Source organism: Burkholderia sp. BCC1640, from assembly GCF_902833125.1.
GTDB lineage: Bacteria > Pseudomonadota > Gammaproteobacteria > Burkholderiales > Burkholderiaceae > Burkholderia > Burkholderia diffusa.
Genome location: NZ_CADFEF010000014.1, coordinates 98071 through 122725, shown reverse-complemented (window position 1 = coordinate 122725; position 24655 = coordinate 98071). Strand labels below are relative to the sequence as shown.

Genomic DNA, 24655 nt, shown 5'->3' with positions numbered 1-24655 from the left:
GAAATCCTGTTGCTTCCCGGCCGGACGTGTACGGCCGGGCGAAGCGGACGGGCGGCCCCGGGTGGGAGCCGCCCGCCCGGCGGTTTCGTTCAGGCCCGGATCGGGCCTGCAAGCGCGGCGGTCGGGCCGCGGCTTACTTGATGACCGTCTTCGCTTCCTTGAGCAGATCCGGCGACAGCGTCACGCCCTGCTTCGCGGCCGCGCCCGTGTTCGCGAACAACTCGAGGTTGCTGCTCGTCTCCGACGCGATCGCGCCCGGCTTCTCGCCCTTCAGGATGCGCGCGACGACCTTGCCGGTCTGCCGGCCGAGGTCGCCGTAGTTGATGCCGAGCGCCGCGATGCCGCCGCGCTTCACGCTGTCGGTGTCGCCGGCGACGAGCGGGATCTTCGCTTCGTTCGCGACCTTCACGAGCGCTTCGTACGCGGACACGACGTTGTTGTCGGTGTTCGTGTAGATCACGTCGACCTTGCCGATCAGGCTCTTCGCGGCCGGGCCGATGTCGACGGTGCGCGGCGCGGCCGCTTCCTTCAGCGTCATCCCCTGCTTCGCGAGGATCTCCTTGAGCTCCTTCACGACCACGACCGAGTTTGCCTCGCCCGGGTTGTAGACCATGCCGACCGTCTTCGCCTTCGGCACGACGCGCTTGATCAGCGCGACCTGACGGTCGAGCGGCAGCTTGTCGGAGACGCCCGTCACGTTGGTGCCCGACGCGCCCCAGCCCTTCACGAGCTGCGCGGCCACCGGATCGGTCACGCCCGAATACACGACCGGCACGCTCTTCGTCGACGCGACCACCGCCTGCGCGGCCGGCGTCGCGATCGCGACGATCACGTCGGGCTGGTCGCCGACGAACTTGCGCGCGATCTGCGCGGCCGTGCCCGTGTTGCCCTGCGCGCTCTGGTATTCCCACTTGAGCTTGTCGTCGCCGTAGCCTTCCGCCTTCAGTTCGGCACGCACGCCGTCGCGGATCGCATCGAGCGCCGGATGGTCGACGATCGACAGCACCTTGACCGTCTGGGCGTGCGCGGCGCCTGCCAGCGCGAATGCGGCGACGCCGGCCGTGATCGAACGGATTGCGAAAGTCTTGAAACGCTTCATGGGTGAGTCTCCCCCGTATTTGTGTCGGTTCTGGATGATGGATTCCCGCCGCCGTCATGCAGGTGCCGATGCGCGCGCGATACGGCGGCAGCGGCCCCGCGCGGGCCCCGGGAAGGCGCGCGGCGGCGAACGCACGAGGATACCATTTCCGCAGACCACCGCCTGACTCCGCGCTTTCGGGCGGCCGGCCGGCACACGCGGCCGCCGCTCCGCTGCGAAACGCTCGTGAAGCCCGGCCGGCGGCGCTCCGCGCCGGTCCCGGCGCAACGCGTCAGCCGCATTCACAGCTTTACGTTATGCTGTCCGCCGACCCAATCCACACCATCGGAGGGTGCATGAAACGGGGACTCCACGCGATCGCGTGCGCGGCCGTCGCGCTGGTGCTGCCAGGCGCGGCATTCGCGCTGACCGACGGCAGCGCGCAATACGACGACTGCATGCTGGGCGCGCTGCGCGAGAGCCGCAACGGCGCGGCCGCGCAACTGATCCAGCGCTCGTGCGACGCGCTGTACCGCAACAACGCGATGCTGCTGCCGCGCGAGCGGCGCTTTCACGAGTGCGTCGTGCAGTCGTTGCCGGGCGTGCGCGACAACTACGCGATCCAGCAGATCATGGCGATCTGCTCGCGGCGCGGCGAGATGTGAGCCGGCGCTGAACGCCGGGCGCCGCGCCATGGTCTGCCGGCGGCGCCAACGAAAAAGGGCCTGCGCGATGCAGGCCCTTTCGTTTCAGCGGTCCGACCGGTGTGCAACGTTCAGAACGACGCGACCATCGAGCCCTTGAACTGCTTCTTGATGAATTCCCGTACTTCCGCCGACTGGTACGCCTTCACCAGCTTCTTCACCCACGGCTGATCCTTGTCCTTCGCGCGCACGGCGATCAGGTTCGCATACGGGCTCGTCAGCGATTCGAGCGCGATCGCGTCCTTGGTCGGCTGCAGGTTCGCGGCGAGCGCGTAGTTCGTGTTGATCACGGCGGCGTCGACATCCGACAGCACGCGCGGCAGTTGCGCGGCGTCGAGCTCGGAGATCTTCAGCTTCTTCGGGTTCTCGGCGATGTCGAGCACCGTCGCGTTGTTGCCGCCCGTGCCGGCGCCGGCCTTCAGCTTGATCACGCCTTGCGTCTGCAGCAGCAGCAGCGCGCGGTTCTCGTTCGACGGATCGTTCGGTACCGCGAGCTTCGCGCCTTGCGGCAGGTCCTTCAGCGCCTTGAACTTCTTCGAGTACACGCCGATCGGCGAGATATAGGTCAGGCCCGCGCTGACGATCTTGTAGCCGCGCTGCTTCACCTGGCTGTCGAGGTACGGCTGGTGCTGGAAGCTGTTCGCGTCGAGGTCGCCCGCATCGAGCGCCGCGTTCGGCTGCACGTAGTCGTTGAACTCGATGACCTTCACGTTCAGGCCTTCCTTCTCCTTCGCGACCTTCTGCACGAGCTGCCACACTTCCGCATCCGGGCCGGCGACCGTGCCGACCTTGATGACCTTGTCCTCGGCGTGCGCGCCCGCCGACAGCGTCAGCGCGGCACCGGTGGCCAGCACGGAAAATACCTTCAGGAGACTGCGACGCTTCATCTGTTTCTCGCTTGCTTGCTAACTAAAAATGGGGCGCGATACGGGTATCCCCGAACTCGCAGGAAGGGGCAAATGGTGTCACAGGATCGGCCGGAAGTGAAATACATCCCGCTCATATGGGTATGCACCGCGGCAGTGCCGGCAGACGATGCGCGGCTCGGCCGTTAGTTGCGTTCAGTGTACGCGGGCACCGGCGTCGGCGACCCGGAACGCGCCGATCGCGTCGCGCAGCCGCCCGGCCTGCTCCTGCAGCGACGCCGCGGCCGCGGTGGCCTCCTCGACGAGCGCCGCGTTCTGCTGCGTGACCTGATCCATCTGCGTGACCGCGCGCCCGACCTGCGTGATGCCGCTCGCCTGCTCTTCGGACGCCGCCGCGATCTCGCCCATGATGTCGGTCACGCGCGCGACCGCCTGCAGGATCTCGCCCATCGTCGTGCCGGCCTGGCCGACCAGCGTCGAACCGTTGCGCACGCGCTCGACCGAATCGACGATCAGCTCGCGGATCTCCTTCGCCGCCGTCGCGCTGCGCTGCGCGAGCGATCGCACCTCGCCCGCGACCACCGCGAAGCCGCGCCCCTGCTCGCCGGCCCGCGCGGCCTCGACCGCCGCGTTCAGCGCGAGGATGTTGGTCTGGAACGCGATGCCCTCGATCACGCCGATGATGTCGGCGATCTTGCGCGAGCTGTCGTCGATCTCGCCCATCGTGCCGATCACGCGACTGACGACGTCGTTGCCCGCCCGCGCGATCTCCGATGCGTTGTTCGCGAGCCCGCTCGCCTGCCGCGCGTTGTCGGCGTTCTGCTTCACCGTCGCGGTCAGCTGCTCCATGCTCGCGGCCGTTTCCTCGAGCGATGCGGCCTGCTCCTCGGTGCGCTGCGACAAGTCGTCGTTGCCGGACGCGATCTCGCGGCTCGCCGACGCAATCGACTCGGCCGACTGGCGGATTCCGCCGATCGTCGCCTGCAGGCGCGCCTGCATGTCGCGCATCGCCGCCATCATGCTCGTGTCGTCGCCCGCACGCACCGGCACCGGCCGCGTGAGGTCGCCCTGCGCGATGCGCGTTGCCAGCGCGGCCGCTTCGTCCGGCTCGCCGCCGAGGCTGCCGCGAACGTTGCGAATGATCACGAGCATCGCCGCGCTGATCACGAAACCGATCACGAACACGACCGCGAGGTGGCCGAACAGCGTCCGGTAATAGACGGTATCGATGTCCTTGAGGAACACGCCGCTCGAGATGTTCCAGTCCCACGGCGCGAAGCGCGTGACGTAGCTGATCTTCGGCACCGCGGTCTCGCTGTGCGGCAACCGCCCGCGATACTCGGCGAAGCCGCTGCCGGTCGCCTTCGCCGCGTTCAGGATCGTGACGAACAGCGGCTTGCCGTCCGGGTCGAGATAGTCGCCGACCTGCGTGCCGACCAGCTTCGGCAGCGTCGGGTGCATCAGCACGACGGGTTTCGAATCCATCACGAACACATAGCCCGACTCGCCGTAGCGCATCGCGGCCAGGCTCGCGAGCGCGTCGCGCTTCGCGTCGGCCTCGGGCAGCGTGCCGCTCTGCGCGAGCGCGTGATATGCGTTGACAATGCCGGCCGCCGAGTCGACCAGATTGGCGATGCCGGCCTTGCGTTCGGCGAGCATCGTCGCGCGCGTCTCGTATGCGCTCCATGCGCCGACGCCGAGCAGGCCGATCCATACCAGCGCAAGCGCGAGCCACAGCTTGCGATTCAAACTCATTCTGCTCATCTGCGTGCCTCGTTGTCGAAGTCGATTCCCGCATACGCGCGAACGGCCGGTCGCGCGCAAACGGTTGCCCCCGTATTTACGGCAGCGAGACTTACAACTTGAATACACGCGCGACGGCCGGCACGACACGCGACGGCCGCTGTGCTAAAAAGACCGGCTGACCGGCACACGACGCGCCGGCGACATTCCAGGGCCATCCATGTACGTCATCGACATCCACTACAACGCGTCGCTCGAGCGCATCGACGATGCGCTCGAACGCCACCGTGCGTATCTGCAGCCGCTGTTCGAGCGCGGCATCTTCATCGCGGCGGGGCCGAAGGTGCCGCGCGAAGGCGGCGTGATCCTCGCAGCCCGCATCGATCGCGACGAACTGGACGCGATTCTGGAAACCGATCCGTTCGTGACCGAAGGGCTCGCGACGTACCGCGTGACGGAATTCCGGATCACGCGTGCCGCGCAGGGCTTCAACGTGCCGGCACTGCCGTAACGCGCGCCGGCGCGCGAATACGCGCACGCACGCCGCCTCGCGAGGCGGCGAATGCAGATCGAGGGGAAACGGGAAGAATGCGTGACGGCGCGTCGCGGCCGTCACGCGTTTCGCCGGGCGAACGCCCGGGCGAACATGCGGCGCGCGCCGCTCAGTCGACCAGCAGCTTCAGGTCGTGGACCCACGGGCCGGGGCCCTGGCCATCACGCACGAACAGGCGCAGCTTGCCGTCGCGGTCGAACACGTAGCTCGCGGCGGTGTGATCCATCGTGTAGCTGCCGGGCGTCTTGCCGGGCACCTTCGCGTAGTACACGCGGAAATCCTTCGTGACCTTCTTGAGCGCCGCTTCGTCGGCCGGCCGCAGGCCGATGAACGACGGATCGAACGCGGGCACGTACTGGCCGAGCAGCGCGGGCGTGTCGCGCTCCGGATCGACGGTGACGAACAGCACCTGCACGCGTTTCGCGGCATCGGGCCCGAGCTGCTTCAGTGCCTCGGACAGTTCGGCCATCGTCGTCGGGCAAACATCCGGACAGTGCGTATAGCCGAAGAACATCACGACCGCACGGCCCTTGAAGTCGGCGAGCGTGCGCACCTTGCCCGTCGTGTCGGGCAGCGAGAAATCGCTGCCGAACTGCGTGTTGCCGGTGATGTCGAGATTCTGGAATTTCGGCGCGTTGTCGCAGCCGGCGAGCAGCGTGGCTGCCGCGAATGCGCACGCGAGCATCCAGCCTTGGCGCGCGCGGCGCCCGAACCATGAATGGAGCATTGCGTTCAAACCGTGCGGTTACACGCCGAGCAGCGGGCGTGCATAGTGATCGACGAGCAGTGCGGCGAACAGCAGCGACAGGTAGACGATCGAGTAACGGAAAGCCTTGCGGGCGAGTTCGTCCGAATAGTCGCGGTGGATCTTCCATGCATACGCGAGGAACACCGCGCCGAGCAGCACCGCGCTCGTCAGGTAGACGGCCCCGCTCATCCCGGAGATGAACGGCATCAGCGTGACCGCGAACAGGATCACCGTGTACAGCAGGATGTGCAGCCGCGTGAATTTCTCGCCGTGCGTGACGGGCAGCATCGGCAGGCCCGCGTTTTCGTAATCCTTGCGGCGATACAGCGCGAGCACCCAGAAATGCGGCGGCGTCCACACGAAGATGATCAGCACGAGGATCCATGCATCGCCGGGCACCGCGCCGGTGACCGCGGCCCAGCCGAGCGCCGGCGGCATCGCGCCCGATGCGCCGCCGATCACGATGTTCTGCGGCGTCATCGGCTTGAGCAGCAGCGTGTAGATCACCGCGTAGCCGACGAACGTTGCGATCGTCAGCCACATCGTCAGCGGATTCGTGAACGTATAGAGCGTCCATGCGCCGACGCTGCCGAGCACGGCCGAGAACAGCAGGATCTGCGGGGTCGTGATCTCGCCGCGCGCGGACGGACGCCACGCGGTGCGCCGCATCATCGCGTCGATTTTCTGTTCGACGAGGCAGTTGATCGCAAACGCCGCGCCGGCCAGCAGCCAGATGCCGACGGTGCCGCCGATCAGCACATGCCACGGCACCATGCCCGGCGTCGCGAGAAACATGCCGATCACCGCACAGAACACCGCGAGCTGCGTGACACGCGGCTTCGTCAGCGCCATGTACTGCGAGAACCGGCTACCGGGCGATTGGGAAAGGGTGCTTTGCATGGGGACGGTCACGCCGGGGCGGCGTCGCGCGCGGGCTGCACGACACGGCCGGGGCGGCTTGAAAGGATGCGAAAGTTTAACATGACGACGAGCAGCAGCAGGATCGCGGCGCCGCCGTTGTGCGCGACGGCGACCGGCAGCGGCCACTGCAGCACGATGTTGGTCAGGCCCGTCAGGAACTGCAGCAGGACCACCAGCAGCACGCCGTTCGCGGGCCGGCGCAGCGACTCGAAGCGGCGCATCTTCAGCGCGAACGCGACCAGGTATGCGACGACGACGAACGCGAACGTGCGGTGGGTCCAGTGGATCGCGACCAGCGCGTCCTGCGTGATTGCATCGCCATCCTTCGTCATACCGAGCGCGCGCCAAAGATGGAAGCCCTGCTCGAAGTTCATCGGCGGAATCCACTGGCCGTTGCAGGTGGGGAAGTCGGTACACGCGAGCACCGCGTAGTTGGTGCTCACCCAGCCGCCGAGCGCGATCTGCACGACCAGCAGCACCAGCGCCGCGAGCGCGGCCGCGCGGTAGCGGCCGGCCTCCGGGTCATGCGACGGCAGCGGCGTCTGCCGCGCCGCGAGCCAGCCGAGCGTGCCGAGCAGCGTGAGGCCGAGCAGCAAGTGAGTCGTAACGATCACCGGCTGCAGCTTCATCGTGACCGTCCACGCGCCGAACACGCCCTGCACGACGATCAGCAGCAAGAGGCTCGTCGGCCACCACGGCGACACGTGCAGCGGGCGGCGGCGCAGCCGCGCGGACCACGCAATCACGACCTGCGCGATGATCAGCACGCCGATCGCCATCGCGAAATAGCGGTGGATCATCTCGATCCACGCCTTCGTCATGCTGACGGGGCCGGTCGGCATCGCCTGGTGCGCGGCCGTGATCGCGGCGTGCGCGATGAACGGCGACGACGTGCCGTAGCAGCCGGGCCAGTCCGGGCAGCCGAGGCCCGAATCGGTCAGCCGCGTGAAGCCGCCGAACATCACCAGGTCGAGGGTCAGGAACGTGGTGATCCACACCAGCTTGCGGAACTTGTCGTCGTCGGCCTTCACCCACACGTACGACAGCGGCAGCAGCGCGATGCAGAGGCCGATCAGGCCGAGTTGCAGTAGATACGACATCGAATGGTTGCCTCGTCGTCTCGCCTTAGCCGATGCTCGACCACTTCAGCAGCTTCGTGACGTCCGTCTTGATCTTGCTGGGGTTCGGGTTCTTCGGGAAACGCATCATCAGGTTGCCGTTCGGATCGACCATGTAGATGTGATCGCTGTCCTTGGTGCCGGCTTCTGCCGGCAGCCACGCGGCGACCGCGGCCGGATCGGCGACCAGCCGGCGCGTGTCCGGGTAGGCCTCCAGCACCTTCTGCGGTACCGCGCCCGCATCGCTGCGCAGCCATACCATCGTGATCCGGTGCCGCTCGCCCGCCTGCGTGACGCGGATCTGGCGCATGAAGTAGAGTTTTTGCGCGCAGGCGTCGTCGCACGCGCTGCGGTCGGTCATCACGAACAGCCACACGCCGCGCAGCGACGACAGCGGCACCGTCTTGCCGGTTTCGTCGGTCACCTGCAGGTCGGCCGGGATCGGCCGCTGCGGCTCGATCAGCGTGCCGTAGTTGGTCGAACCGCCCTTCGGCTTGATCACGTAATAGGTGAAGTACGACGCGATGATCGGCGCTGCGCACACGAGACCCAGCAGCACGAGCATCCAGCGGCCGCGCTTGCGGGCCGCGGGCGAGATCGGCGCTGCGGCCGGACCCTGACGGGAAGATTGCATGGACAAATCAGACCTCTCGAAACGAACCCGCGGCGCTTGCGCCGCGTCCTGGCATGGCGCTCACGCGCCGGCCGACTTCTTCGCCGCACGCCGCGCGGCGTACAGGCCGAAACCGAGCGCGGCCGCCGCCATGGCCCACCACTGAAACATGTAACCGTAATTGCGCTCGACGCCGGTCGTCGCCGCCGGCCAGTCGCGCACGAGCTTGTCGCCGTCGTCGCTCGTCTGCTGGATCACGAACGGCTGCAGCGGCAGCCCCGTTTCCTTCGCATACGCGGCGACGCCCAGGTTCTGCCGGATCTTCTGGTGCGCGGCCGAGCCGCCTTCGCCAAGCTCGAACGCGCGCGACGCATCGGCGCGCGCGATGCCTTCGATCTCGATGTCGCCGTCCGGCGTCGAAAACGGCTCGATCGCCGTGCGATCGGCGATGTTGCGCGGCAGCCAGCCGCGGTTCACCAGCACGACACCGCCGCCCGAGAGTTTAAACGGCATCACGACGTAAAAACCCGGCTGGTCGTTATACGGCCGATTGTCGAGAAACACCGCCAGCTCCGGCAGGAAGCGGCCCCGTGCCCGCACGCGGTGGAACTCGATCGACGCGAGCGGAATCGGCTGCGCGCCGACGTCGACGGGCGCCGCGTGCTCGTAGCGCACGATGCTCGCCTGCAGCGCTTCCTTCTGGTGCGCGCGGTCGCGCTGCCAGAACCCGAGGCGAATCGTGACCGCGACGACGACGAGAATCAGCAGCGCAGGCAGCCAGCGGATCTTCATCGGGCCACCCGCGAGACGCATTCGCGAAAGCGAAGTGCGATAATTATCCTCTTCCTTTCGAATTGCCGTCGTCCGGTTCGCGTCATGCACATCCTCGTTCCCATCGCCTTCGTCCTCATCGTCGCCAGCATGGGCTCGGCGCTCTACTTCATGATGCAAGACCGCGGCCATACGAAACGCATGGTGTGGTCGCTTGCCACCCGCGTCGGGCTGTCGATCTCGCTGTTCCTGTTCATCCTGTTCGCGAACTGGATGGGCTGGATCCATTCGACCGGCCTGCCGATCGGGCGTTGATGCATTCGTTCGTGCCGGCGGTCGCCGTGACCGCCGCGACCGCTGTGACATTTCGCCGCACAACGGCACCACCAAGCAAAAGCGCCGCCTGACGGAGTCGCGGCGGCGCCGGGTTGGCGTTGAGCGCAGGCAACCAGCCGCTGCCCCGTCCCCGCCAATGAAAACGGCCCGCGCATCGCTGCGCGGGCCGTTCCTGCATTTACAGCCAGTAGACGACGACGTACAGGCCGAGCCAGACGACGTCGACGAAGTGCCAGTACCACGCGGCGCCTTCGAATGCGAAGTGGTGATCCGGCTTGAAGTGGCCGCGGATCATCCGCACCAGCACCACCGCGAGCATCGTGCCGCCAAGGAACACGTGGAAGCCGTGGAAGCCCGTCAGCAGGAAGAACGTCGAGCCGTACACGCCCGAGTTCAGCGTCAGGTTCAGTTCGTTGTACGCGTGGTAGTACTCGAAGCCCTGCATGAACAGGAAGCAGACACCGAGCACGAGCGTCGCGGCCAGCCAGGCGATCGCCTTGTTGCGGTGATCGTCGCGCAGCGCGTGGTGCGACACCGTCAACGTCGCGCCCGACGCCAGCAGGAATGCGGTGTTCAGCGTCGGGATCGGCCACGGGCCCATCGTCTTGAAGTGACCGGCGAGAGCAGCGGGGCCTTCGTTCGGCCACACGGCGGAGAAGTCCGGCCAGATCAGCTTGTAGTCGAGGCTGCCGAGCTGGTGCAGCGCGATTTCACGCGCATAGAACAGCGCGCCGAAGAATGCGCCGAAGAACATGACTTCGGAGAAGATGAACCAGCTCATGCTCCAGCGGTACGACTTGTCGACGTTCTTGCCGTAATGACCGCCTTCCGACTCGGCGATCGCGTCACCGAACCAGTGATACAGCGTGAAGAGCAACCACAGCAGGCCAAGCAGCGCCGTGTACGGAGCCCAGTCGTGACCGTTGATCCACAGCGCCACCGACGCGAGCATGACCAGCAGGCCGATGGCCGCGCTGATCGGATGCTGCGACGGATGCGGCACGAAATAGTACGGGGTCTGGTTTTGACCGCTCATGCTTGATTCTCCACTTCAGTCCAATTTGTGTACCGGAAACCGCTCCGGCTTTATTTCTTGCACGGCGCGTGCCGCCGCCGCTCTTTCCCGCACGCGGCGCCCGGGCGCCACGCACTGCATTCTTTCGTGGCCGCGTGCTGCGGGCCTCAGCCCACGACCGCGCGCACGATCAGGATCAGCACGCCGATGAACACACCGGCCGCGATCAACGCGACGATCAGCACGTGCAGCGGATTGAGCTGCGTCGCATCGGCCTCCAGGTCGCGCCGCTTGCGCACCCCGAAGAACGACCACAACACCGCTCGCAACGCCTGGCCGAACGACCCGCTCCGCTTGGTCTCTGTCACCGCCCCGTCTCCATCGTCATGCGTCCGGCTTCGCCGCGCCCTGCGCCGCCGTCTTGCGCGGTGCCGGCGCCGGCGCGGCCGGCGTGTTCAGCTCGAAGAACGTGTACGACAGCGTGATCGTCTTCACGTCCTTCGGCAGCTTCGGATCGATCACGAACACCACCGGCATCTTGCGCGACTCGTTCGCGGCCAGCGTCTGTTGCGTGAAGCAAAAACACTCGATCTTCTTGAAGAATTCCGTTGCCTGCTTCGGCGCGTAGCTCGGAATCGCCTGCGCCACCATCGGCCGGCCCTGCCCGTTGGTCACGTCGTACACGATCGTCGTGAGTTCGCCCGGATGCACGTCGAGGCTGTTGTGCTCCGGCTTGAACCCGAGCGGGCCGCGCGCATTCGCATCGAACTCGACCGACACCGTGCGGCTGTAGTCGACCTGCGTGTTCTTCGCCTCGCGTTCACTGACATCGCGCTGCACCAGGTTGTTGATGCCGGTGATCTGGCAAATCGCGCGATACATCGGAATCAGCGCGAAGCCGAAGCCGAACATCAGCCCGGCCACGACGAAGAGCTTCATCAGCATCGAACGATTGAACGCGCGATCGACGGCGCCCTCTTCCGGCTTCGACATACGACTACTTCCTCGCTACTGCGTCAGTTGCTGCATCAGTGAGTGGACAGCCACCACTGCTTGATCACGACACCCACAAAAAAAACGGCGGCGATGACGAGCAGGATGAGGCCGAGCCGCTTGTTGCCCGCGCGAATCTGCTCGGGCGTTCGTCTTTCTTGTGGATTCCGGTTCATCTGAAACTTCGGTTCCGCGCCCGCCGCGCCTGCCTGCGCGGCAGGCAACGGCGGAACGCTGGGTGAAACTTATTCGACGTGCGGCGGTTGCTCGAACGTGTGGAAGGGAGCCGGGCTCGGCACCGTCCACTCGAGGCCCGTCGCGCCATCCCACGGCTTGTCCGACGCCTTTTCCAGCTCGCCGCCGCCACGGTAGGCCGGCAGCGCGACCGCGAACAGGAAGTACACCTGCGCGAGGCCGAAGCCGAATGCACCGATCGTCGCCACCTGGTTGAAGTCCGTGAACTGCGCCGGGTAGTCCGCATAGCGGCGCGGCATGCCCGCGAGACCGACGAAGTGCATCGGGAAGAACGTCAGGTTGAAGAAGATCATCGACGACCAGAAGTGGATCTTGCCGCGCGTCTCGTTGTACATCCAGCCCGTCCACTTCGGCGCCCAGTAGTACCAGCCCGAGAACAGCGCGAACAGCGACCCGGCCACGAGCACGTAGTGGAAGTGCGCCACCACGAAGTAGGTGCCGTGGTACTGGATGTCGAGCGGCGCCATCGCCAGCATCAGGCCCGTCAGACCGCCGAACGTGAACACGAACAGGAAGCCGATCGCGAACAGCATCGGGGTTTCGAACGTCATCGAGCCGCGCCACATCGTCGCGAGCCAGTTGAACACCTTCACGCCCGTCGGCACCGCGATCAGCATCGTCGCGTACATGAAGAACAGCTGACCGGTGACCGGCATGCCCGTTGCGAACATGTGGTGCGCCCAGACCATGAACGACAGGATCGCGATCGAAGCCGTCGCGTACACCATCGAGCTATAGCCGAACAGCGTCTTGCGTGCGAACGCCGGGATCACCTGCGACACGATCCCGAACGCCGGCAGAATCATGATGTACACCTCGGGGTGGCCGAAGAACCAGAAGATGTGCTGATACATCACCGGGTCGCCGCCGCCTGCCGCGTTGAAGAACGACGTGCCGAAGTGGCGGTCGAACAGCACCATCGTGATCGCGCCTGCCAGAACCGGCATCACGGCGATCAGCAGGTACGCGGTGATCAGCCAGGTCCATGCGAACATCGGCATCTTCATCAGCGTCATGCCCGGTGCGCGCATGTTCAGGATCGTCACGACGATGTTGATCCCGCCCATGATCGACGAAGCGCCCATGATGTGGACCGCGAAGATCGCGAAGTCCATGCCCGGGCCCATCTGCGTCGACAGCGGTGCGTACAGCGTCCAGCCGGCGGCCGTCGCGCCGCCCGGCGCGAAGAACGAACCGACCAGCAGCACGGCCGCGACCGGCAGCAGCCAGAAGCTGAAGTTGTTCATCCGCGCGAACGCCATGTCGGACGCGCCGATCTGCAGCGGAATCATCCAGTTCGCGAAGCCGACGAACGCCGGCATGATCGCGCCGAACACCATGATCAGGCCGTGCATCGTCGTGAGTTCGTTGAAGAACTCCGGACGCATGATCTGCAGGCCCGGCTCGAACAGCTCGGCACGGATGCCGAGTGCCATCACGCCGCCCGACAGGAACATGATGAACGAGAACAGCAGGTACAGCGTACCGATGTCCTTGTGGTTGGTGGCGAACAGCCAGCGACGCCAGCCGTGCGGGGCTTCGTGCGCGTGGTCGTCGTGCGCGTGGTCCGCGGCTACGTCGTGCCCGATGCTAGACATGAGAATCTCCTAATGCGAATACGTCGACTAACTCAGCGACACGTCAAGCCGCCGGCCCGATCTCGACCCGCCGGGCTTCCTTGGCGTCAGCCCCGCCCGTGATCGTTTCCGGCTTTTTGAGAATAATGTGGTCTTCCGCCACGCCTGCTGCCTTCAGCGCGTCGCGCACGGCCTGTGCACGATGCTTGGCGAGTTCAGCGTTCGCGTCGGCCGAGCCCGACTTGTCGGTGAAACCCGACAGCGCGAGCTTCGCGTCCGGATGTGCCTTCGCATAGTCGGCCGCTGCGGCGATCGCCGCTTTCGCGTCGGCCGGCAGCACGCTCTTGCCGGTCTCGAAGTAGATCGTCGACAGCGCAGCCGATGCTGCCGCCGGTTCCGCGCCCGACGCGGCTTGCGCCGGTGCCGAGGCCGCTTCGGCCGGAGCCGCCGCGCCTGCCGCGTCTTCCGGCATCTTGCCGTTGCGCGCGTCAGCCACTTGCTTCGGCTGCAGCAGGTCGTTCTTGTGGTTGCCCCACGAATTGCGCTCGTACGTGATGACCGACGCGATGTCGAGGTCCGACAGCGATGCCCACGACGGCATTGCGCCCTTGCCGTGCAGCACGCGCTCGACGTGACCGGCGATCGGGCCATTCACGATCTGGCTGCCGTCCATCGCCGGGAAGGCGCCGAGGCCCTTGCCGTTCACCTGGTGGCAGGCCGCGCAGTTCGCCTTGTAGACTTCCTCGCCGTGCGCGACGAGTTCGGCCATCGTGTAAACCTTGTTCGGATCGACCGAAGCGCTGGCCAGCTTGGCCTTCTGCGCGGTCACCCACTTCGCGTAGTCGTCGTCCGACAGCACAACGACCACGACCGGCATGAACGCGTGTTCCTTGCCGCACAGTTCGGTACAGAAGCCGCGGAACGTGCCGACCTTGTCGGCCTTGAACCACGTATCGCGCACGAAGCCGGGGATCGCATCCTGCTTCACGCCGAACGCGGGCACGTACCACGAGTGAACGACGTCGTTCGCGGTCGTGATGATGCGGATCTTCTTGTTGACCGGCACGACGAGCGGATTGTCGACTTCCTGCAGGTACGTCTCGGTGATCGGCTTCTTGCCCATCACTTCGTCACGCGGGGTGCTGAGCGTCGACAGGAAGCTGATGCCCTCGCCCGGGCCCTTCACGTAGTCGTAGCCCCACTTCCACTGGTAGCCGGTGACCTTGATCGTGAGATCGGCGTTGGTCGTGTCCTTCATCGCGACGACGGCCTTCGTGGCCGGCAGCGCCATCAGCACGACGATGATGAACGGCACGATCGTCCAGATGATTTCGACGGTCGTGCTTTCATGGAAATTGGCGGCCTTATGGCCCTTGGATTTGCGGTGCGCGAAGATCGAATAGAACATCACGCCGAACACGCCGACGAAGATCACCGTACACAGGATCAGCATCATCGTGTGGAGATCGTAGAGCTCCTCGGCGATCTTCGTGACCGGCGGCTGAAAGTTGATCTCGTTGACGCGGGGGCCGCCCGGGCTATCACCGACCGCCAGAGCAGCGCCGGCAAAGAGCAATCCGCTGCATGCCAGCACGCCCGTGAGGGCTCGCTTGATTGTTTTCATAGCATCCTTACCCAAAATTTCCATTCAAACCCTCCCCCGTCGCAAGCCGTCGGCCCGTTCCGGCCGATGCCCGCGCCTCGTCAGCCGCAGCGCCTGAGCGACACGCGCAGTTCGTCGGCGAACTGCGCACGCTTGTGCTGCGCGAGATGCTGCCCAATTACGACGGTCTGCCCGCGCGATACCAGTCGAATCGGATCGCGTGGCGTCGCACCCGGCTCGACCCGCACCCAGCGCGGGTTGAATTCGATCTGCGTGAACCGCTCCGCATCCATCCGCTCGATCACGAGCCGGTGCGGAAACAGCCTGATGCGCTCGTAATCGACCGCATGACGGGCGTAGACCGCAAACGCGACGCCTACCGCCAGCAATTCAATTCCTGTGAAGGGCATGACGAGCCAGGCCCCCCGCCACATCAGCAATGCCGCGATCACCAGCGAGAAGCCCGCGAGCGACGCGTAAAACAGCACGAACTGGCGCGGCGACACCGAACAGTTGCGTTTCATGAGCCAGTCTTCGAGGACCGGCTCACCGTTCGTCGTCTCCGCCAAAACCCTCGCTGCTTCCATCGCCGCCTCACGCGAATGGCATGCGATGCATGCCTGCATCGGGCTCGCCGGCCCGTATTGCGGGGACCCCGGGACGACAAGCTGACGCATTATAGGCGGGTTCAATGGCATCCACAAGCAAGCGGCTATCGGCCCGCGAGCCAAGCGCCACAAGCTTCCCGGCCGTTTTTCGCGTCAATTCGACCCCGCTTTGCGCCGCTAATTTCGGACATAACAAAACCCCTCTTTACCGCTTCAACGATTCTTCGGACGCCCCTTTCCGATATCTTCGATGCGCACGATCCCATGCCCCTCGGCGGTCGTGCGCGGCACAGCCTTCCACGCGTGGCCGTAGATCACTTCGAACGTCAGCGGAATCGTACCGTCCGCACGCCGGCGCGCTTCCAGCGCGTCGCCGAGCGCCGCGCGAAAGCGCCGCGCCGCATGCTGCGGCACCGCGCGGTCGAACGGATAGGCGCCCCAGCGACGCACGTCGGCCAGCAGGGAATCGGCGGTCTTGTACGTGACGGTCAGCACTTCCTGGTCCATCACCGGAATCTCGAAGCCGCTCTCGACGAGCATGTCGCCGAGGTCGTGCATGTCGACGAAATCGACGACGCGCGCGGCGGGCGGCGCGATGCCGAGCGCCGCTTCGGCGTCCGCGCAGGCCGCGCGCAGTTCGCGCAGCGTGTCGGGGCCGAGCGTGCTGAACATCAGCAGGCCGTTCACGCGCAGCACGCGCTGCCATTCGGGGAACACCGTATCGGGACGCGAATGCCAGTGCAGCGCGAGATTCGACCAGATCAGGTCGAACGCGCCGGCCGCGAACGGCAGCATCGAGAAGTCGGCCTGCGCGACGCGCGGGCCGCGCTGGCCCAGCGCCCGGCCGAGCGACGCGGGCAGCCAGCGGCGCCAGCTCGTCTGCTCGACCTCGCGCTGGCCCGCCCGCGCGAGCATCGCGCCGGACAGGTCGACACCGAACACCGGGGCTTCGGGAAAGCGCGCGCGCAGCGCCGGCAGGTCGTCGCCCGGACCGCAGCCCGCGTCGAGCACGGCCGCGGGGCTCACCTTGATGTATTCGAGGCGCTCGTTCATCCGCTGCGCGATCTCGCGCGGCAGGAACGCGACCGCGTCGAACGCGGCGGCGCGGCGATCGAAGATCCGCCGCAAACGCCGGGCGTCATTGGCCGGACGGCCGGTTGAAGTCGAAGCTGGGGACATGTCAGGCACACTGGCGAAGAGCCCGAAGTATACTCGCTCGCCTCGCTGCCTTCAGCGAGACGGGGCCGCCAGGAGTGTTCGCGATGGATCGCCGTTTCGCCCCGCGCCCAATGCGCGTCGTTTTGTCGCAGGTTCGTACGCTAGCCGTGCGCGTCGTCGCACTCGCGTTGCCGAATCGGTGTGCACTGTGCGGCAATTTGTCACATACGGTGATGTGCAGCGCCTGCGACGCTGCGTACTGGAACGAAGCGCGGCTGCGCTGCGACGTCTGCGCGGTGCCGCTGGGTGCTGGGCAGCCGCGGCCGCGCCGAGCGCGCGGCCGGCATGATGGCGCCGGTTCCGCGTCCGCGTACCGGTGCGACGCATGCCGCGCGACTCCGCCGCCGTTCGATGCGACGCTCGCGCTCGCCGATTACCGCGCCCCGCTCGACGGGCTCGCGCGCGGCCTGAAGTTTCATGCGCGGCTCGCGCTGGGTGCGGAATTCGCGGCCCGGCTCGCGCAGCGGGTCGACGACACGGACGCGATGCGCGCCGCCGGCCGCTTCGACGTGATCGCACCGGTGCCGCTGTCGCGCGGACGGCTCGTCGCGCGCGGCTACAACCAGGCGTGGGCGATCGCGCAGCCGCTCGCGCGCCGGCTCGGCGTGCGCGCCGACGCGGCGCTGCTTGCACGCGTGACCGAAACCGCGCCGCAGTCGCGGCTCGACCGGCGTGCGCGGCGCGACAACGTGCAGGCAGCGTTCGCGGCGGCGGGCGACCTCACCGGCCGCCACGTGGCGCTCGTCGACGACGTGATGACGTCCGGTGCGACGCTCGCGGCAGCCGCGAATGCATTGAAGGCGGCGGGTGCCGCGCGCGTGACGAATCTGGTTGCGCTGCGCACCGCCAGGGGTTAATTAGTTAGAGAGGCCGGCCGCCCGCACGCGGCGACGGCCGTCACGAACCGGCCGACCGGGACGGAATGCACGCTGCTCCGCCCCGGCCGGCCCAGCCAGACCCAACCATGTTCAACGTCGTCCTCGTCGCCCCAGAAATTCCGCCGAACACCGGCAACGTGATCCGCCTGTGCGCCAATACCGGCGCGCGCCTGCATCTGATCGAGCCGCTCGGCTTTCCGCTCGACGACGCGAAGATGCGCCGCGCGGGCCTCGACTATCACGAGTACGCGGAAATGCGCGTGCACCGCGACTGGGACGCGTTCGTCGCTACCGAAGCACCCGATCCCGCGCGGATGTTCGCATTCACGACCCGCGGCTCGGGCCGCTTTCACGACCATGCGTTCGTGCCCGGCGACTGGTTCGTGTTCGGCTCCGAGACGCGCGGCCTGCCGGCCGAATTGCTCGAACGCTTCCCGAACGAACAGCGCGTGCGCCTGCCGATGCGGCCAGGCAACCGCAGCCTGAATCTGTCGAATACGGTGGCCGTGGTCGTGTTCGAGGCGTGGCGCCAGGCCGGTTTCGAAGGCGGCGCCTGACGCGCGCCCGGCCCGAACCGCATCGCGCAACGTTAGCTGCGCGCGAGCCGCGCGCGATACAGGTCGTAGATATCGGATGAAAAACACGCGAATACCACGCGTGCGAGGTTCGGCGCCTGCGGCAGCATTTCGGCGACCGTGCCGACGGCGATGTCGGCGGCCTCCTCGGCCGGATAGCGGTACACGCCGCAGCTGATCGCCGGGAATGCGATCGAGGTCGCCGCCACTTCCTCGGCCAGCTCGATCGCGCGCCGGTAGCATGCGGCGAGAAGTTCGGACTCGCCGCGCCCCCCGCCATGCCACACCGGGCCGACCGCATGAATCACGTACCTCGCCGGCAACGCGTGGCCGCGCGTGAGCTTCGCATCGCCGGTCTCGCAGCCGCCGAGCGTGCGGCACTCGGCCAGGAGGCCCGGGCCGGCCGCGCGATGAATCGCGCCGTCGACCCCGCCACCGCCGAGCAGCGAACCGTTCGCGGCGTTGACGATCGCGTCGACGTCGAGCGTCGTGATGTCGACGCGTTGCGCGTCGAACGTGGTGGAACCGATCTGCAGCATGACACCCTCCCGAAACACCGGAGACTGTTCAAGCGTAGTGCGCTTTGGCGCCGCCCGCTTTGCGCGGGCGCGCCCGGCCGCAAAAATCGGTGTGATTTGTCAGTGTTATTCGGCGCGCGCGTCGCGCCGCAGCAGGCCGCTGACCGCATCGCGCGGTGCGACGCCGTCGAACAGCACACCGCATACGGCTTCGGTGATCGGCATTTCGATCGCTTGCGCGCGCGCGAGCGCGAGCACGGCCTGCGCGCAGCGCACGCCTTCGGCCACATGGCCGAGCGCGCCGAGGATGTCGTTCAGCGAGCGGCCGGCCGCCAGTTGCAGGCCGACCGTGCGATTGCGCGACAGGTCGCCCGTCGCTGTGAGGATCAGGTCGCCGAGGCCCGTGAGGCCCGTGAAGGTTTCCGCACGGCCGCCGAGCGCGACGCCGAGCCGCGACATTTCGGCGAGGCCGCGTGTGACCAGCGCGGCGCGCGCGTTCAGCCCGAGCCCAAGGCCGTCGGAGATGCCGGTCGCAATCGCCAGCACGTTCTTCACCGCACCGCCGACCTCGACGCCGACCACGTCGTCACCCGTATAGATCCGCATCGCGCCGTGATGGAACGCGGTTAGCGTGCGCTCGCGGCACTCGGCGGAGGTGCTTGCGACCGTCAGCGCGACGGGCAGCGCGAGCCCGACCTCGCGAGCGAAGCTCGGCCCCGACAGCACGCCGTTGCTGTGCTGCTCCGGCAACTCGGCCGCGATCACCTGGTGCGGCAGCAGGTGCGTGTCGGCCTCGAAACCCTTGCAGACCCACACGATGTGCGCAGGCACGCAGCCTGCGTCGCGCATCGCGCCGAACAGCGTGCGCAGCCCGGCCACGGGCGCGGCGATCACGCACAGCGCGTCGTCCGCGGCGCCGTGCGCGAGCGCGGCGCCGAGATCGGCGTCGTAGCGCAGCGCATCGGGCAGCGCGATGCCGTCCAGATAACGGGAATTTTCGTGCCGGGCCTGCAGCCCGGCGATCAGCGCGGCGTCGCGCGCCCAGAGAAGCGTATCGTGCCGCGCGGCCAGATGGCCCGCGAGCGCGGTGCCCCAAGCACCGGCGCCGAGAACGGCTACTTTCATACCCAGCACCGGTCCGGAGTGAAACGTCAGTTCAGCGTCGTGCCGTTCGGCGCGCCTGCCGCACCGGCCTGCTGCTGCTGAAGCTGCGCGAGACGCTGCTCGTACAGCGCCTGGAAGTTGATTTCCGCCAAGTGGATCGGCGGGAAGCCCGCACGCGTGATCGCGTCGGCGATGTTCGAGCGCAGGTACGGGAACAGGATCGTCGGGCAGGCGATGCCGACGAGCGGGTCGAGCTGTTCGTCGGGAATGTTGCGAATGTCGAAAATGCCGGCCTGCTTCGCTTCGATCAGGAACGCGACCTTGTCCTTCACCTTCGCGGTGACGGTACCCGACACGACAACCTCGAACACGCTTTCCGCGAGGCGGTCGGCCTTGACGTCGACTTCGACTTCAACCGACGGCATGTCCTGCTCGAGGAAGATCGCCGGCGAATTCGGCTGCTCGAGCGACATATCCTTCAGGTAGACGCGCTGGATGTTGAAGAACGGTTGGTTTTCGACGTCGGACATGGTGTTTCCCTAAAAGTGGTGACGGGGCGGCCCGGCTTCACGCCGGCCGCCTCGGTTGAATCCTGCGCGCTCGAGCCGCGGCGCGACCGGCGGCCATTCTGCCCTAATCAGGCCGCTTGCAGAAGCGGCAAGAGGCCGCCTTCGCGGTCGAGCTTCGACAGATCGTCGTAACCGCCGACGTGCGTGTCGCCGATGTAGATCTGCGGCACCGTGCGACGGCCCGTGCGCGTCATCATTTCGTCACGGCGGGCCGGATCGCGGTCGATCAGCACCTTTTCGATCTGCTCGACGCCGCGCAGCTTCAGCAGGCGCTCGGCCTGAATGCAATACGGACACACCTGCGTGCTGTACATCAAAACCTTGCTCACTTCGCCACTCCTTGTTTGACGACCGGCATCCCGGCCTGCTGCCAGGCGGCAACGCCGCCCTCGAGCACGTGCACCTCGGCATAGCCCGCCGCCTCGACCTCGCGCGCCGCCTTCTGCGACTGCTGGCCATTCTGGCAGACGAGCAGCACGGGGGTGCTCTTGTTTTTCGCGACCTGCGCGATCTTCGCGCCGATCTCGCCGGCGGCGACCTGACGCGCCGACGGCAGATGGCCGGCGGCGAAGTCGGACGCGGTACGCAGGTCGATCACGACCGCGTTGCGGCGATTGATGAGCTGCGTCGCCTCCGCGGCCGACAGGCCGCCACGGCCGCGGCGCAGGGCCGGCCATGCGAGCAGGCCGCCGGAAACCAGCAGGATCGCGATAAGGGCCAGGTTCGTGTAATTGGTAAAGAACGTCACGGAATGCCGCCGGAAAAAGAGAAATCGGAAAAGGACAATCCTGCCATTATAAAATAACCGTCTTGCGCGATGGCGGGCCCGGACCGGGTACCGCGCGACGCGCCCCGCTTCCCTATCACTACCGACCGCAAGATCCATGTACAAACTCGTTCTCATCCGCCACGGCGAATCGACGTGGAACAAGGAAAACCGCTTCACCGGCTGGGTCGACGTCGACCTGACCGAACAGGGTCGCAACGAGGCCTACCAGGCCGGCGAATTGCTCAAGGAGGCAGGCTACACGTTCGACATCGCGTACACGTCGGTGCTCAAGCGCGCGATCCGCACGTTGTGGCACGTGCAGGACAAGATGGACCTGATGTATCTGCCGGTCGTCCACTCGTGGCGCCTGAACGAACGCCACTACGGTGCGCTGTCGGGCCTGAACAAGGCGGAAACGGCCGCCAAGTTCGGCGACGACCAGGTGCTCGTGTGGCGCCGCAGCTACGACACGCCGCCGCCGGCGCTCGAGCCGACCGACGAACGCGCGCCGTTCGCCGACCCGCGCTACGCGAAGGTGCCGCGCGAACAGCTGCCGCTCACCGAATGCCTGAAGGACACGGTCGCGCGCGTGCTGCCGCTGTGGAACGAATCGATCGCGCCGGCCGTCCGTGCGGGCAAGCAGGTGCTGATCGCCGCGCACGGCAACTCGCTGCGCGCGCTGATCAAGTACCTCGACGGCATCTCGGACAGCGACATCGTCGGCCTGAACATCCCGAACGGCGTGCCGCTCGTGTATGAACTCGACGAGAACCTGAAGCCGATCCAGCACTACTACCTGGGCGACCAGGACGCGATCGCGAAGGCGCAGGCTGCCGTCGCGAAACAGGGCAAGGCGGGCTGATACCCGCGATGCCGGGCATGCCGCCACGCGCGCGGCCTGCCCGGCCCAACCCGGCGTGCGGCGCGAACCTTCGCGGCCCCGGTGCGGTCGAATCCGCTTTCGAATCCGCTGCGCGTCCGGCGGCACCCGACGGGAACCAGGGCTCCGGGGCCAATTCGCACCGTTCCACTGGGCAATCGGACGAACAGTTATACTTGTCCGCTACATCCCCGCTACCGCCACGCGCTTCCCGACCGCACCAGACTCTCTATGCGAATGAAATTGAAGAACATCGGCCTGATTGCCGCGGGCCTCGCCACGGGCGTATTCGCCACGCTGCAGGTTTCGGCGTCGGCCGAGCAGACCGCCACGGCGCCGCTTCCCCTCGACCAGCTCCGCCTGTTCGCGGAAGTGTTCGGCCAGATCAAGCGCGAGTACGTCGAACCGGTCGACGACAAGAAGCTGCTGACGGCAGCGATCAAGGGCATGGTGTCGAGCCTCGACCCGCATTCGTCGTTCCTCGACAAGACCGACTATGACGAACTGCAGGAGCAGACCAAGGGTCGCTTCGCGGGTCTCGGCATCGAGATCTCGCAGGAAGACGGTCTCGTCAAGGTGATCTCCCCGATCGAAGATACCCCCGCGTTCCGCGCCGGCATCCGTCCGGGCGACCTGATCACCCGCATCAACGACAAGCCCGTGCGCGGCATGACGCTCGACAAGGCCGTCAAGCAGATGCGCGGCGAGCCGGGCACCAAGGTCACGCTGACGATCTTCCGCAAGAGCGACGACCGCACGTTCCCGATCACGGTCACGCGCGCGATCATCAGGGTCCAGAGCGTCAAGATGAAGCTGCTCGACCCGGGCTACGCATACATCCGGATCACGAGCTTCCAGGAGCGCACGACGCCCGATCTCGCCGCGAAGCTGCAGGACATCGCTCGCCAGCAGCCGAATCTGAAGGGCCTGATCCTCGACCTGCGCAACAACGGCGGCGGCCTGCTGCAAAGCGCGGTCGGCGTCGCCGGCGCGTTCCTGCCGCCCGACTCCGTCGTCGTGTCGACCAACGGCCAGATCCCGGATTCGAAGCAGGTCTACCGCGACACCTACGACAACTACCGCCTGCCGTCCTTCGACGGCGATCCGCTGAAGAGCCTGCCGCCGGTCTTCAAGACCGTGCCGATGGTCGTTCTGACGAACGCGTATTCGGCGTCCGCATCGGAAATCGTCGCCGGCGCGCTGCAGGATTCGAAGCGCGCGCAGATCATGGGCAAGACGACGTTCGGCAAGGGCTCGGTGCAGACGGTCCGTCCGATGACGGCCGACACCGCGCTGCGCCTGACGACGGCCTACTACTACACGCCGAGCGGCCGTTCGATCCAGAACAAGGGCATCACGCCCGACGTGCCGGTCGATCAGTACGCGGACGGCGATCCGGACGACGTGCTCGTGACGCGCGAGGTCGACTACACGAACCACCTCGCGAACACGCAGGATCCGAACGAGAAGAAGGAACAGGAAGAACGCGAGCAGCGCCGGATGGACCAGCTGCGCGTCCTCGAGGAGCAGAACGACAAGAAGACGCCGGAGCAGCGCCAGAAGGACCGCGATCGCAAGCCGATCGAGTTCGGCAGCACCGACGACTTCATGATGCAGCAGGCGCTCAACAAGCTCGAGGGCAAGCCGGTGCAGGAATCGAAGTCGCTGCTCGCCGAGAGCACGACGAAGAGCCCTGCAGCCAAGGCCGCGTCCACCACGAAGGCGTCGGGCGCGAAGGCGGCCGCACCGAAGCCCGCGTCGGCACCGCAGTAAGCGCCGGCCGGCATCCGACGGGCCATCGCGGGAAGACCGCGATGGCCCGTTTTTCATGTGCGCCTAGAATGAATCGATACGCCGGCGCTTCCGCCCCGCTCACGACTTCCCCATGAACGACGATCAACTCCTCCGCTACTCCCGCCACATCCTCGTCGACGAAATCGGCATCGAGGCGCAGCAGCGCTTTCTCGACGCGCATGCGATCGTCGTCGGTGCCGGCGGTCTCGGCTCGCCGGCCGCGATGTATCTCGCGGCGTCCGGAGTCGGCACGATCACGCTCGTCGACGCCGACACGGTCGACCTCACGAACCTGCAGCGGCAGATCCTCCACGCGACCGCATCGGTCGGCCGCAGCAAGGTCGAATCGGGGCGCGACGCGCTCGCGCGGCTGAACCCGGAAGTGACCGTGCATGCGGTCGCGGCGCGCGTCGACGATGCGTGGCTCGATGAACATGTGCCGCGGGCCACCGTCGTGCTCGACTGCACCGACAACTTCGCGACGCGCCATGCGATCAACCGCGCGTGCGTCGCACACGGCGTGCCGCTCGTGTCGGGCGCCGCGCTGCGCTTCGACGGCCAGATCAGCACGTTCGATTTCCGCGACCCGGCCGCGCCCTGCTACGCGTGCGTGTTTCCGGAAGACCAGCCGTTCGAGGAAGTCGCGTGCGCGACGATGGGCGTGTTCGCGCCGACGGTCGGCATCATCGGTGCGATGCAGGCCGCCGAAGCGCTACGCGTGATCGGTGCGATCGGCACGACGCTCAACGGCCGGCTGATGATGCTCGATTCGCTGCGGATGGAATGGACGACGATGAAGATCGCGCGCCAGGCCGACTGCCCCGTGTGCCAAGGCCGGCACTGACGTG

General features: G+C 66.7%; 29 protein-coding genes. 8 read left to right on the top strand and 21 right to left on the bottom strand.

Annotation, left to right across the window (positions count from 1 at the left end; genetic code table 11):
- Window positions 1-133: 133 nt before the first annotated feature.
- Window positions 134-1099 carry an ABC transporter substrate-binding protein gene (locus HWX25_RS17165; protein ID WP_175909312.1) on the bottom strand — a complete coding sequence of 322 codons (966 nt, stop codon included), beginning with the start codon at window positions 1097-1099 and terminating at the stop codon, window positions 134-136.
- A 335-nt stretch (window positions 1100-1434) separates the two neighbouring features.
- Between HWX25_RS17165 and HWX25_RS17160 the strand changes: the two genes are divergently transcribed.
- Window positions 1435-1743: a VF_A0006 family four-cysteine protein gene (locus HWX25_RS17160; protein ID WP_059526188.1), complete on the top strand. Its 309-nt coding sequence runs from the start codon at window positions 1435-1437 to the stop codon at window positions 1741-1743.
- A 110-nt stretch (window positions 1744-1853) separates the two neighbouring features.
- Here HWX25_RS17160 and HWX25_RS17155 read toward each other — a convergent pair whose 3' ends face one another.
- Window positions 1854-2669 (bottom strand): MetQ/NlpA family ABC transporter substrate-binding protein, encoded by an 816-nt coding sequence (locus HWX25_RS17155; protein ID WP_059691441.1) that lies wholly within the window; start codon window positions 2667-2669, stop codon window positions 1854-1856.
- A 174-nt stretch (window positions 2670-2843) separates the two neighbouring features.
- On the bottom strand, window positions 2844-4412 hold the full coding sequence (locus HWX25_RS17150; RefSeq protein ID WP_175909310.1) for a methyl-accepting chemotaxis protein: 1569 nt from the start codon (window positions 4410-4412) through the stop codon (window positions 2844-2846).
- A gap of 199 nt (window positions 4413-4611) precedes the next feature.
- Between HWX25_RS17150 and HWX25_RS17145 the strand changes: the two genes are divergently transcribed.
- A complete protein-coding gene (locus HWX25_RS17145; protein WP_044848209.1) occupies window positions 4612-4902 on the top strand; it encodes a YciI family protein in 291 nt (96 codons plus the stop codon).
- 151 nt (window positions 4903-5053) lie between these two features.
- Here the strand turns inward: HWX25_RS17145 and HWX25_RS17140 are convergent, their stop codons facing one another.
- Genes HWX25_RS17140 through HWX25_RS17120 form a run of 5 tightly spaced genes read right to left on the bottom strand, consistent with a single transcriptional unit; the run spans window position 5054 to window position 9136 of the window.
- A complete protein-coding gene (locus HWX25_RS17140) occupies window positions 5054-5671 on the bottom strand; it encodes an SCO family protein (protein ID WP_059599875.1) in 618 nt (205 codons plus the stop codon).
- A gap of 18 nt (window positions 5672-5689) precedes the next feature.
- Window positions 5690-6592, bottom strand: coding sequence for a heme o synthase (cyoE, locus tag HWX25_RS17135; protein ID WP_006477738.1), 903 nt, complete (start codon window positions 6590-6592; stop codon window positions 5690-5692).
- 8 nt (window positions 6593-6600) lie between these two features.
- The gene (locus tag HWX25_RS17130) at window positions 6601-7713 is read right to left on the bottom strand and encodes a COX15/CtaA family protein (protein WP_059703318.1); all 1113 of its coding nucleotides are present in this window, start codon (window positions 7711-7713) and stop codon (window positions 6601-6603) included.
- 25 nt (window positions 7714-7738) lie between these two features.
- Window positions 7739-8365 carry a cytochrome C oxidase subunit I gene (locus HWX25_RS17125; RefSeq protein ID WP_175909308.1) on the bottom strand — a complete coding sequence of 209 codons (627 nt, stop codon included), beginning with the start codon at window positions 8363-8365 and terminating at the stop codon, window positions 7739-7741.
- A gap of 60 nt (window positions 8366-8425) precedes the next feature.
- Window positions 8426-9136 (bottom strand): SURF1 family protein, encoded by a 711-nt coding sequence (locus HWX25_RS17120; RefSeq protein WP_244138777.1) that lies wholly within the window; start codon window positions 9134-9136, stop codon window positions 8426-8428.
- Window positions 9137-9220: 84 nt separating this feature from the next.
- Here HWX25_RS17120 and HWX25_RS17115 point away from each other — a divergent pair, with 84 nt between their 5' ends.
- Window positions 9221-9430 carry a twin transmembrane helix small protein gene (locus tag HWX25_RS17115; protein ID WP_044848213.1) on the top strand — a complete coding sequence of 70 codons (210 nt, stop codon included), beginning with the start codon at window positions 9221-9223 and terminating at the stop codon, window positions 9428-9430.
- Window positions 9431-9629: 199 nt separating this feature from the next.
- On the opposite strand, the gene HWX25_RS17110 is transcribed toward HWX25_RS17115, so the two are convergent.
- From HWX25_RS17110 to HWX25_RS17075, 8 genes are all read right to left on the bottom strand, one after another.
- The gene (locus tag HWX25_RS17110; RefSeq protein WP_059819826.1) at window positions 9630-10487 is read right to left on the bottom strand and encodes a cytochrome c oxidase subunit 3; all 858 of its coding nucleotides are present in this window, start codon (window positions 10485-10487) and stop codon (window positions 9630-9632) included.
- A 146-nt stretch (window positions 10488-10633) separates the two neighbouring features.
- A complete protein-coding gene (locus HWX25_RS17105) occupies window positions 10634-10834 on the bottom strand; it encodes a DUF2970 domain-containing protein (RefSeq protein ID WP_006760730.1) in 201 nt (66 codons plus the stop codon).
- Between the two features lie 16 nt (window positions 10835-10850).
- Window positions 10851-11459, bottom strand: a complete 609-nt coding sequence (locus HWX25_RS17100) for a cytochrome c oxidase assembly protein (protein ID WP_059507798.1) — start codon at window positions 11457-11459, stop codon at window positions 10851-10853.
- Window positions 11460-11494: 35 nt separating this feature from the next.
- Window positions 11495-11635, bottom strand: a complete 141-nt coding sequence (locus HWX25_RS17095) for a cytochrome oxidase small assembly protein (protein ID WP_006760728.1) — start codon at window positions 11633-11635, stop codon at window positions 11495-11497.
- Window positions 11636-11704: 69 nt separating this feature from the next.
- Window positions 11705-13312, bottom strand: coding sequence for a cytochrome c oxidase subunit I (ctaD, locus tag HWX25_RS17090; RefSeq protein ID WP_175909304.1), 1608 nt, complete (start codon window positions 13310-13312; stop codon window positions 11705-11707).
- A gap of 43 nt (window positions 13313-13355) precedes the next feature.
- Window positions 13356-14939 (bottom strand): cytochrome c oxidase subunit II, encoded by a 1584-nt coding sequence (coxB, locus tag HWX25_RS17085; RefSeq protein WP_059819827.1) that lies wholly within the window; start codon window positions 14937-14939, stop codon window positions 13356-13358.
- Window positions 14940-14995: 56 nt separating this feature from the next.
- Window positions 14996-15520: a DUF2244 domain-containing protein gene (locus HWX25_RS17080; protein ID WP_059599867.1), complete on the bottom strand. Its 525-nt coding sequence runs from the start codon at window positions 15518-15520 to the stop codon at window positions 14996-14998.
- 195 nt (window positions 15521-15715) lie between these two features.
- Complete coding sequence (locus tag HWX25_RS17075) at window positions 15716-16681, bottom strand: methyltransferase domain-containing protein (RefSeq protein ID WP_059526219.1); 966 nt, start codon at window positions 16679-16681, stop codon at window positions 15716-15718.
- 83 nt (window positions 16682-16764) lie between these two features.
- Between HWX25_RS17075 and HWX25_RS17070 the strand changes: the two genes are divergently transcribed.
- Entirely contained in the window at window positions 16765-17577 is an 813-nt protein-coding gene (locus tag HWX25_RS17070) for a phosphoribosyltransferase family protein (RefSeq protein ID WP_175909301.1), read from the top strand.
- 107 nt (window positions 17578-17684) lie between these two features.
- Window positions 17685-18155: a tRNA (uridine(34)/cytosine(34)/5-carboxymethylaminomethyluridine(34)-2'-O)-methyltransferase TrmL gene (gene trmL, locus HWX25_RS17065; protein WP_059691434.1), complete on the top strand. Its 471-nt coding sequence runs from the start codon at window positions 17685-17687 to the stop codon at window positions 18153-18155.
- A gap of 32 nt (window positions 18156-18187) precedes the next feature.
- Here the strand turns inward: trmL and HWX25_RS17060 are convergent, their stop codons facing one another.
- The 5 genes from HWX25_RS17060 to HWX25_RS17040 all read right to left on the bottom strand — a co-directional run bounded on the left by HWX25_RS17060 (window position 18188) and on the right by HWX25_RS17040 (window position 21112).
- On the bottom strand, window positions 18188-18712 hold the full coding sequence (locus HWX25_RS17060) for an O-acetyl-ADP-ribose deacetylase (protein ID WP_175909299.1): 525 nt from the start codon (window positions 18710-18712) through the stop codon (window positions 18188-18190).
- A gap of 105 nt (window positions 18713-18817) precedes the next feature.
- A complete protein-coding gene (locus HWX25_RS17055; RefSeq protein ID WP_175909297.1) occupies window positions 18818-19816 on the bottom strand; it encodes an NAD(P)H-dependent glycerol-3-phosphate dehydrogenase in 999 nt (332 codons plus the stop codon).
- A gap of 26 nt (window positions 19817-19842) precedes the next feature.
- Complete coding sequence (gene secB, locus HWX25_RS17050; RefSeq protein WP_059681636.1) at window positions 19843-20325, bottom strand: protein-export chaperone SecB; 483 nt, start codon at window positions 20323-20325, stop codon at window positions 19843-19845.
- Window positions 20326-20432: 107 nt separating this feature from the next.
- On the bottom strand, window positions 20433-20693 hold the full coding sequence (gene grxC / locus HWX25_RS17045) for a glutaredoxin 3 (protein WP_006752069.1): 261 nt from the start codon (window positions 20691-20693) through the stop codon (window positions 20433-20435).
- Window positions 20690-21112 carry a rhodanese-like domain-containing protein gene (locus tag HWX25_RS17040; RefSeq protein WP_050014781.1) on the bottom strand — a complete coding sequence of 141 codons (423 nt, stop codon included), beginning with the start codon at window positions 21110-21112 and terminating at the stop codon, window positions 20690-20692. The genes grxC and HWX25_RS17040 overlap by 4 nt, the downstream gene beginning before the upstream one ends.
- Window positions 21113-21248: 136 nt before the next feature.
- Here HWX25_RS17040 and gpmA point away from each other — a divergent pair, with 136 nt between their 5' ends.
- The 3 genes from gpmA (at window position 21249) to HWX25_RS17025 (ending at window position 24651) form a co-directional block, all read left to right on the top strand.
- Entirely contained in the window at window positions 21249-21995 is a 747-nt protein-coding gene (gene gpmA / locus HWX25_RS17035) for a 2,3-diphosphoglycerate-dependent phosphoglycerate mutase (protein ID WP_059526237.1), read from the top strand.
- Between the two features lie 249 nt (window positions 21996-22244).
- Window positions 22245-23786, top strand: coding sequence for a S41 family peptidase (locus HWX25_RS17030; protein WP_059526241.1), 1542 nt, complete (start codon window positions 22245-22247; stop codon window positions 23784-23786).
- Between the two features lie 112 nt (window positions 23787-23898).
- Window positions 23899-24651: a HesA/MoeB/ThiF family protein gene (locus tag HWX25_RS17025; RefSeq protein ID WP_059526244.1), complete on the top strand. Its 753-nt coding sequence runs from the start codon at window positions 23899-23901 to the stop codon at window positions 24649-24651.
- Window positions 24652-24655 lie beyond the last annotated feature (4 nt).

Bases quoted from the DNA above. Each gene is read 5' to 3' on its own strand.
- HWX25_RS17160 (WP_059526188.1), top strand. From the start codon at position 1,435: ATGAAACGGGGACTCCACGCGATCGCGTGCGCGGCCGTCGCGCTGGTG.
- HWX25_RS17140 (WP_059599875.1), bottom strand. From the start codon at position 5,671: ATGCTCCATTCATGGTTCGGGCGCCGCGCGCGCCAAGGCTGGATGCTC.
- HWX25_RS17120 (WP_244138777.1), bottom strand. From the start codon at position 9,136: ATGAAGATCCGCTGGCTGCCTGCGCTGCTGATTCTCGTCGTCGTCGCG.
- gpmA (WP_059526237.1), top strand. From the start codon at position 21,249: ATGTACAAACTCGTTCTCATCCGCCACGGCGAATCGACGTGGAACAAG.
- ctaD (WP_175909304.1), bottom strand. From the start codon at position 13,312: ATGTCTAGCATCGGGCACGACGTAGCCGCGGACCACGCGCACGACGAC.
- HWX25_RS17130 (WP_059703318.1), bottom strand. From the start codon at position 7,713: ATGTCGTATCTACTGCAACTCGGCCTGATCGGCCTCTGCATCGCGCTG.
- HWX25_RS17115 (WP_044848213.1), top strand. From the start codon at position 9,221: ATGCACATCCTCGTTCCCATCGCCTTCGTCCTCATCGTCGCCAGCATG.
- HWX25_RS17165 (WP_175909312.1), bottom strand. From the start codon at position 1,099: ATGAAGCGTTTCAAGACTTTCGCAATCCGTTCGATCACGGCCGGCGTC.
- HWX25_RS17110 (WP_059819826.1), bottom strand. From the start codon at position 10,487: ATGAGCGGTCAAAACCAGACCCCGTACTATTTCGTGCCGCATCCGTCG.
- HWX25_RS17095 (WP_006760728.1), bottom strand. From the start codon at position 11,635: ATGAACCGGAATCCACAAGAAAGACGAACGCCCGAGCAGATTCGCGCG.
- HWX25_RS17100 (WP_059507798.1), bottom strand. From the start codon at position 11,459: ATGTCGAAGCCGGAAGAGGGCGCCGTCGATCGCGCGTTCAATCGTTCG.
- HWX25_RS17080 (WP_059599867.1), bottom strand. From the start codon at position 15,520: ATGCAGGCATGCATCGCATGCCATTCGCGTGAGGCGGCGATGGAAGCA.
- HWX25_RS17155 (WP_059691441.1), bottom strand. From the start codon at position 2,669: ATGAAGCGTCGCAGTCTCCTGAAGGTATTTTCCGTGCTGGCCACCGGT.
- HWX25_RS17025 (WP_059526244.1), top strand. From the start codon at position 23,899: ATGAACGACGATCAACTCCTCCGCTACTCCCGCCACATCCTCGTCGAC.
- HWX25_RS17150 (WP_175909310.1), bottom strand. From the start codon at position 4,412: ATGAGCAGAATGAGTTTGAATCGCAAGCTGTGGCTCGCGCTTGCGCTG.
- secB (WP_059681636.1), bottom strand. From the start codon at position 20,325: ATGTCCGACGTCGAAAACCAACCGTTCTTCAACATCCAGCGCGTCTAC.
- coxB (WP_059819827.1), bottom strand. From the start codon at position 14,939: ATGGAAATTTTGGGTAAGGATGCTATGAAAACAATCAAGCGAGCCCTC.
- trmL (WP_059691434.1), top strand. From the start codon at position 17,685: ATGTTCAACGTCGTCCTCGTCGCCCCAGAAATTCCGCCGAACACCGGC.
- HWX25_RS17145 (WP_044848209.1), top strand. From the start codon at position 4,612: ATGTACGTCATCGACATCCACTACAACGCGTCGCTCGAGCGCATCGAC.
- HWX25_RS17075 (WP_059526219.1), bottom strand. From the start codon at position 16,681: ATGTCCCCAGCTTCGACTTCAACCGGCCGTCCGGCCAATGACGCCCGG.
- HWX25_RS17055 (WP_175909297.1), bottom strand. From the start codon at position 19,816: ATGAAAGTAGCCGTTCTCGGCGCCGGTGCTTGGGGCACCGCGCTCGCG.
- HWX25_RS17125 (WP_175909308.1), bottom strand. From the start codon at position 8,365: ATGCAATCTTCCCGTCAGGGTCCGGCCGCAGCGCCGATCTCGCCCGCG.
- HWX25_RS17060 (WP_175909299.1), bottom strand. From the start codon at position 18,712: ATGCTGCAGATCGGTTCCACCACGTTCGACGCGCAACGCGTCGACATC.
- HWX25_RS17070 (WP_175909301.1), top strand. From the start codon at position 16,765: ATGGATCGCCGTTTCGCCCCGCGCCCAATGCGCGTCGTTTTGTCGCAG.
- HWX25_RS17030 (WP_059526241.1), top strand. From the start codon at position 22,245: ATGCGAATGAAATTGAAGAACATCGGCCTGATTGCCGCGGGCCTCGCC.
- cyoE (WP_006477738.1), bottom strand. From the start codon at position 6,592: ATGCAAAGCACCCTTTCCCAATCGCCCGGTAGCCGGTTCTCGCAGTAC.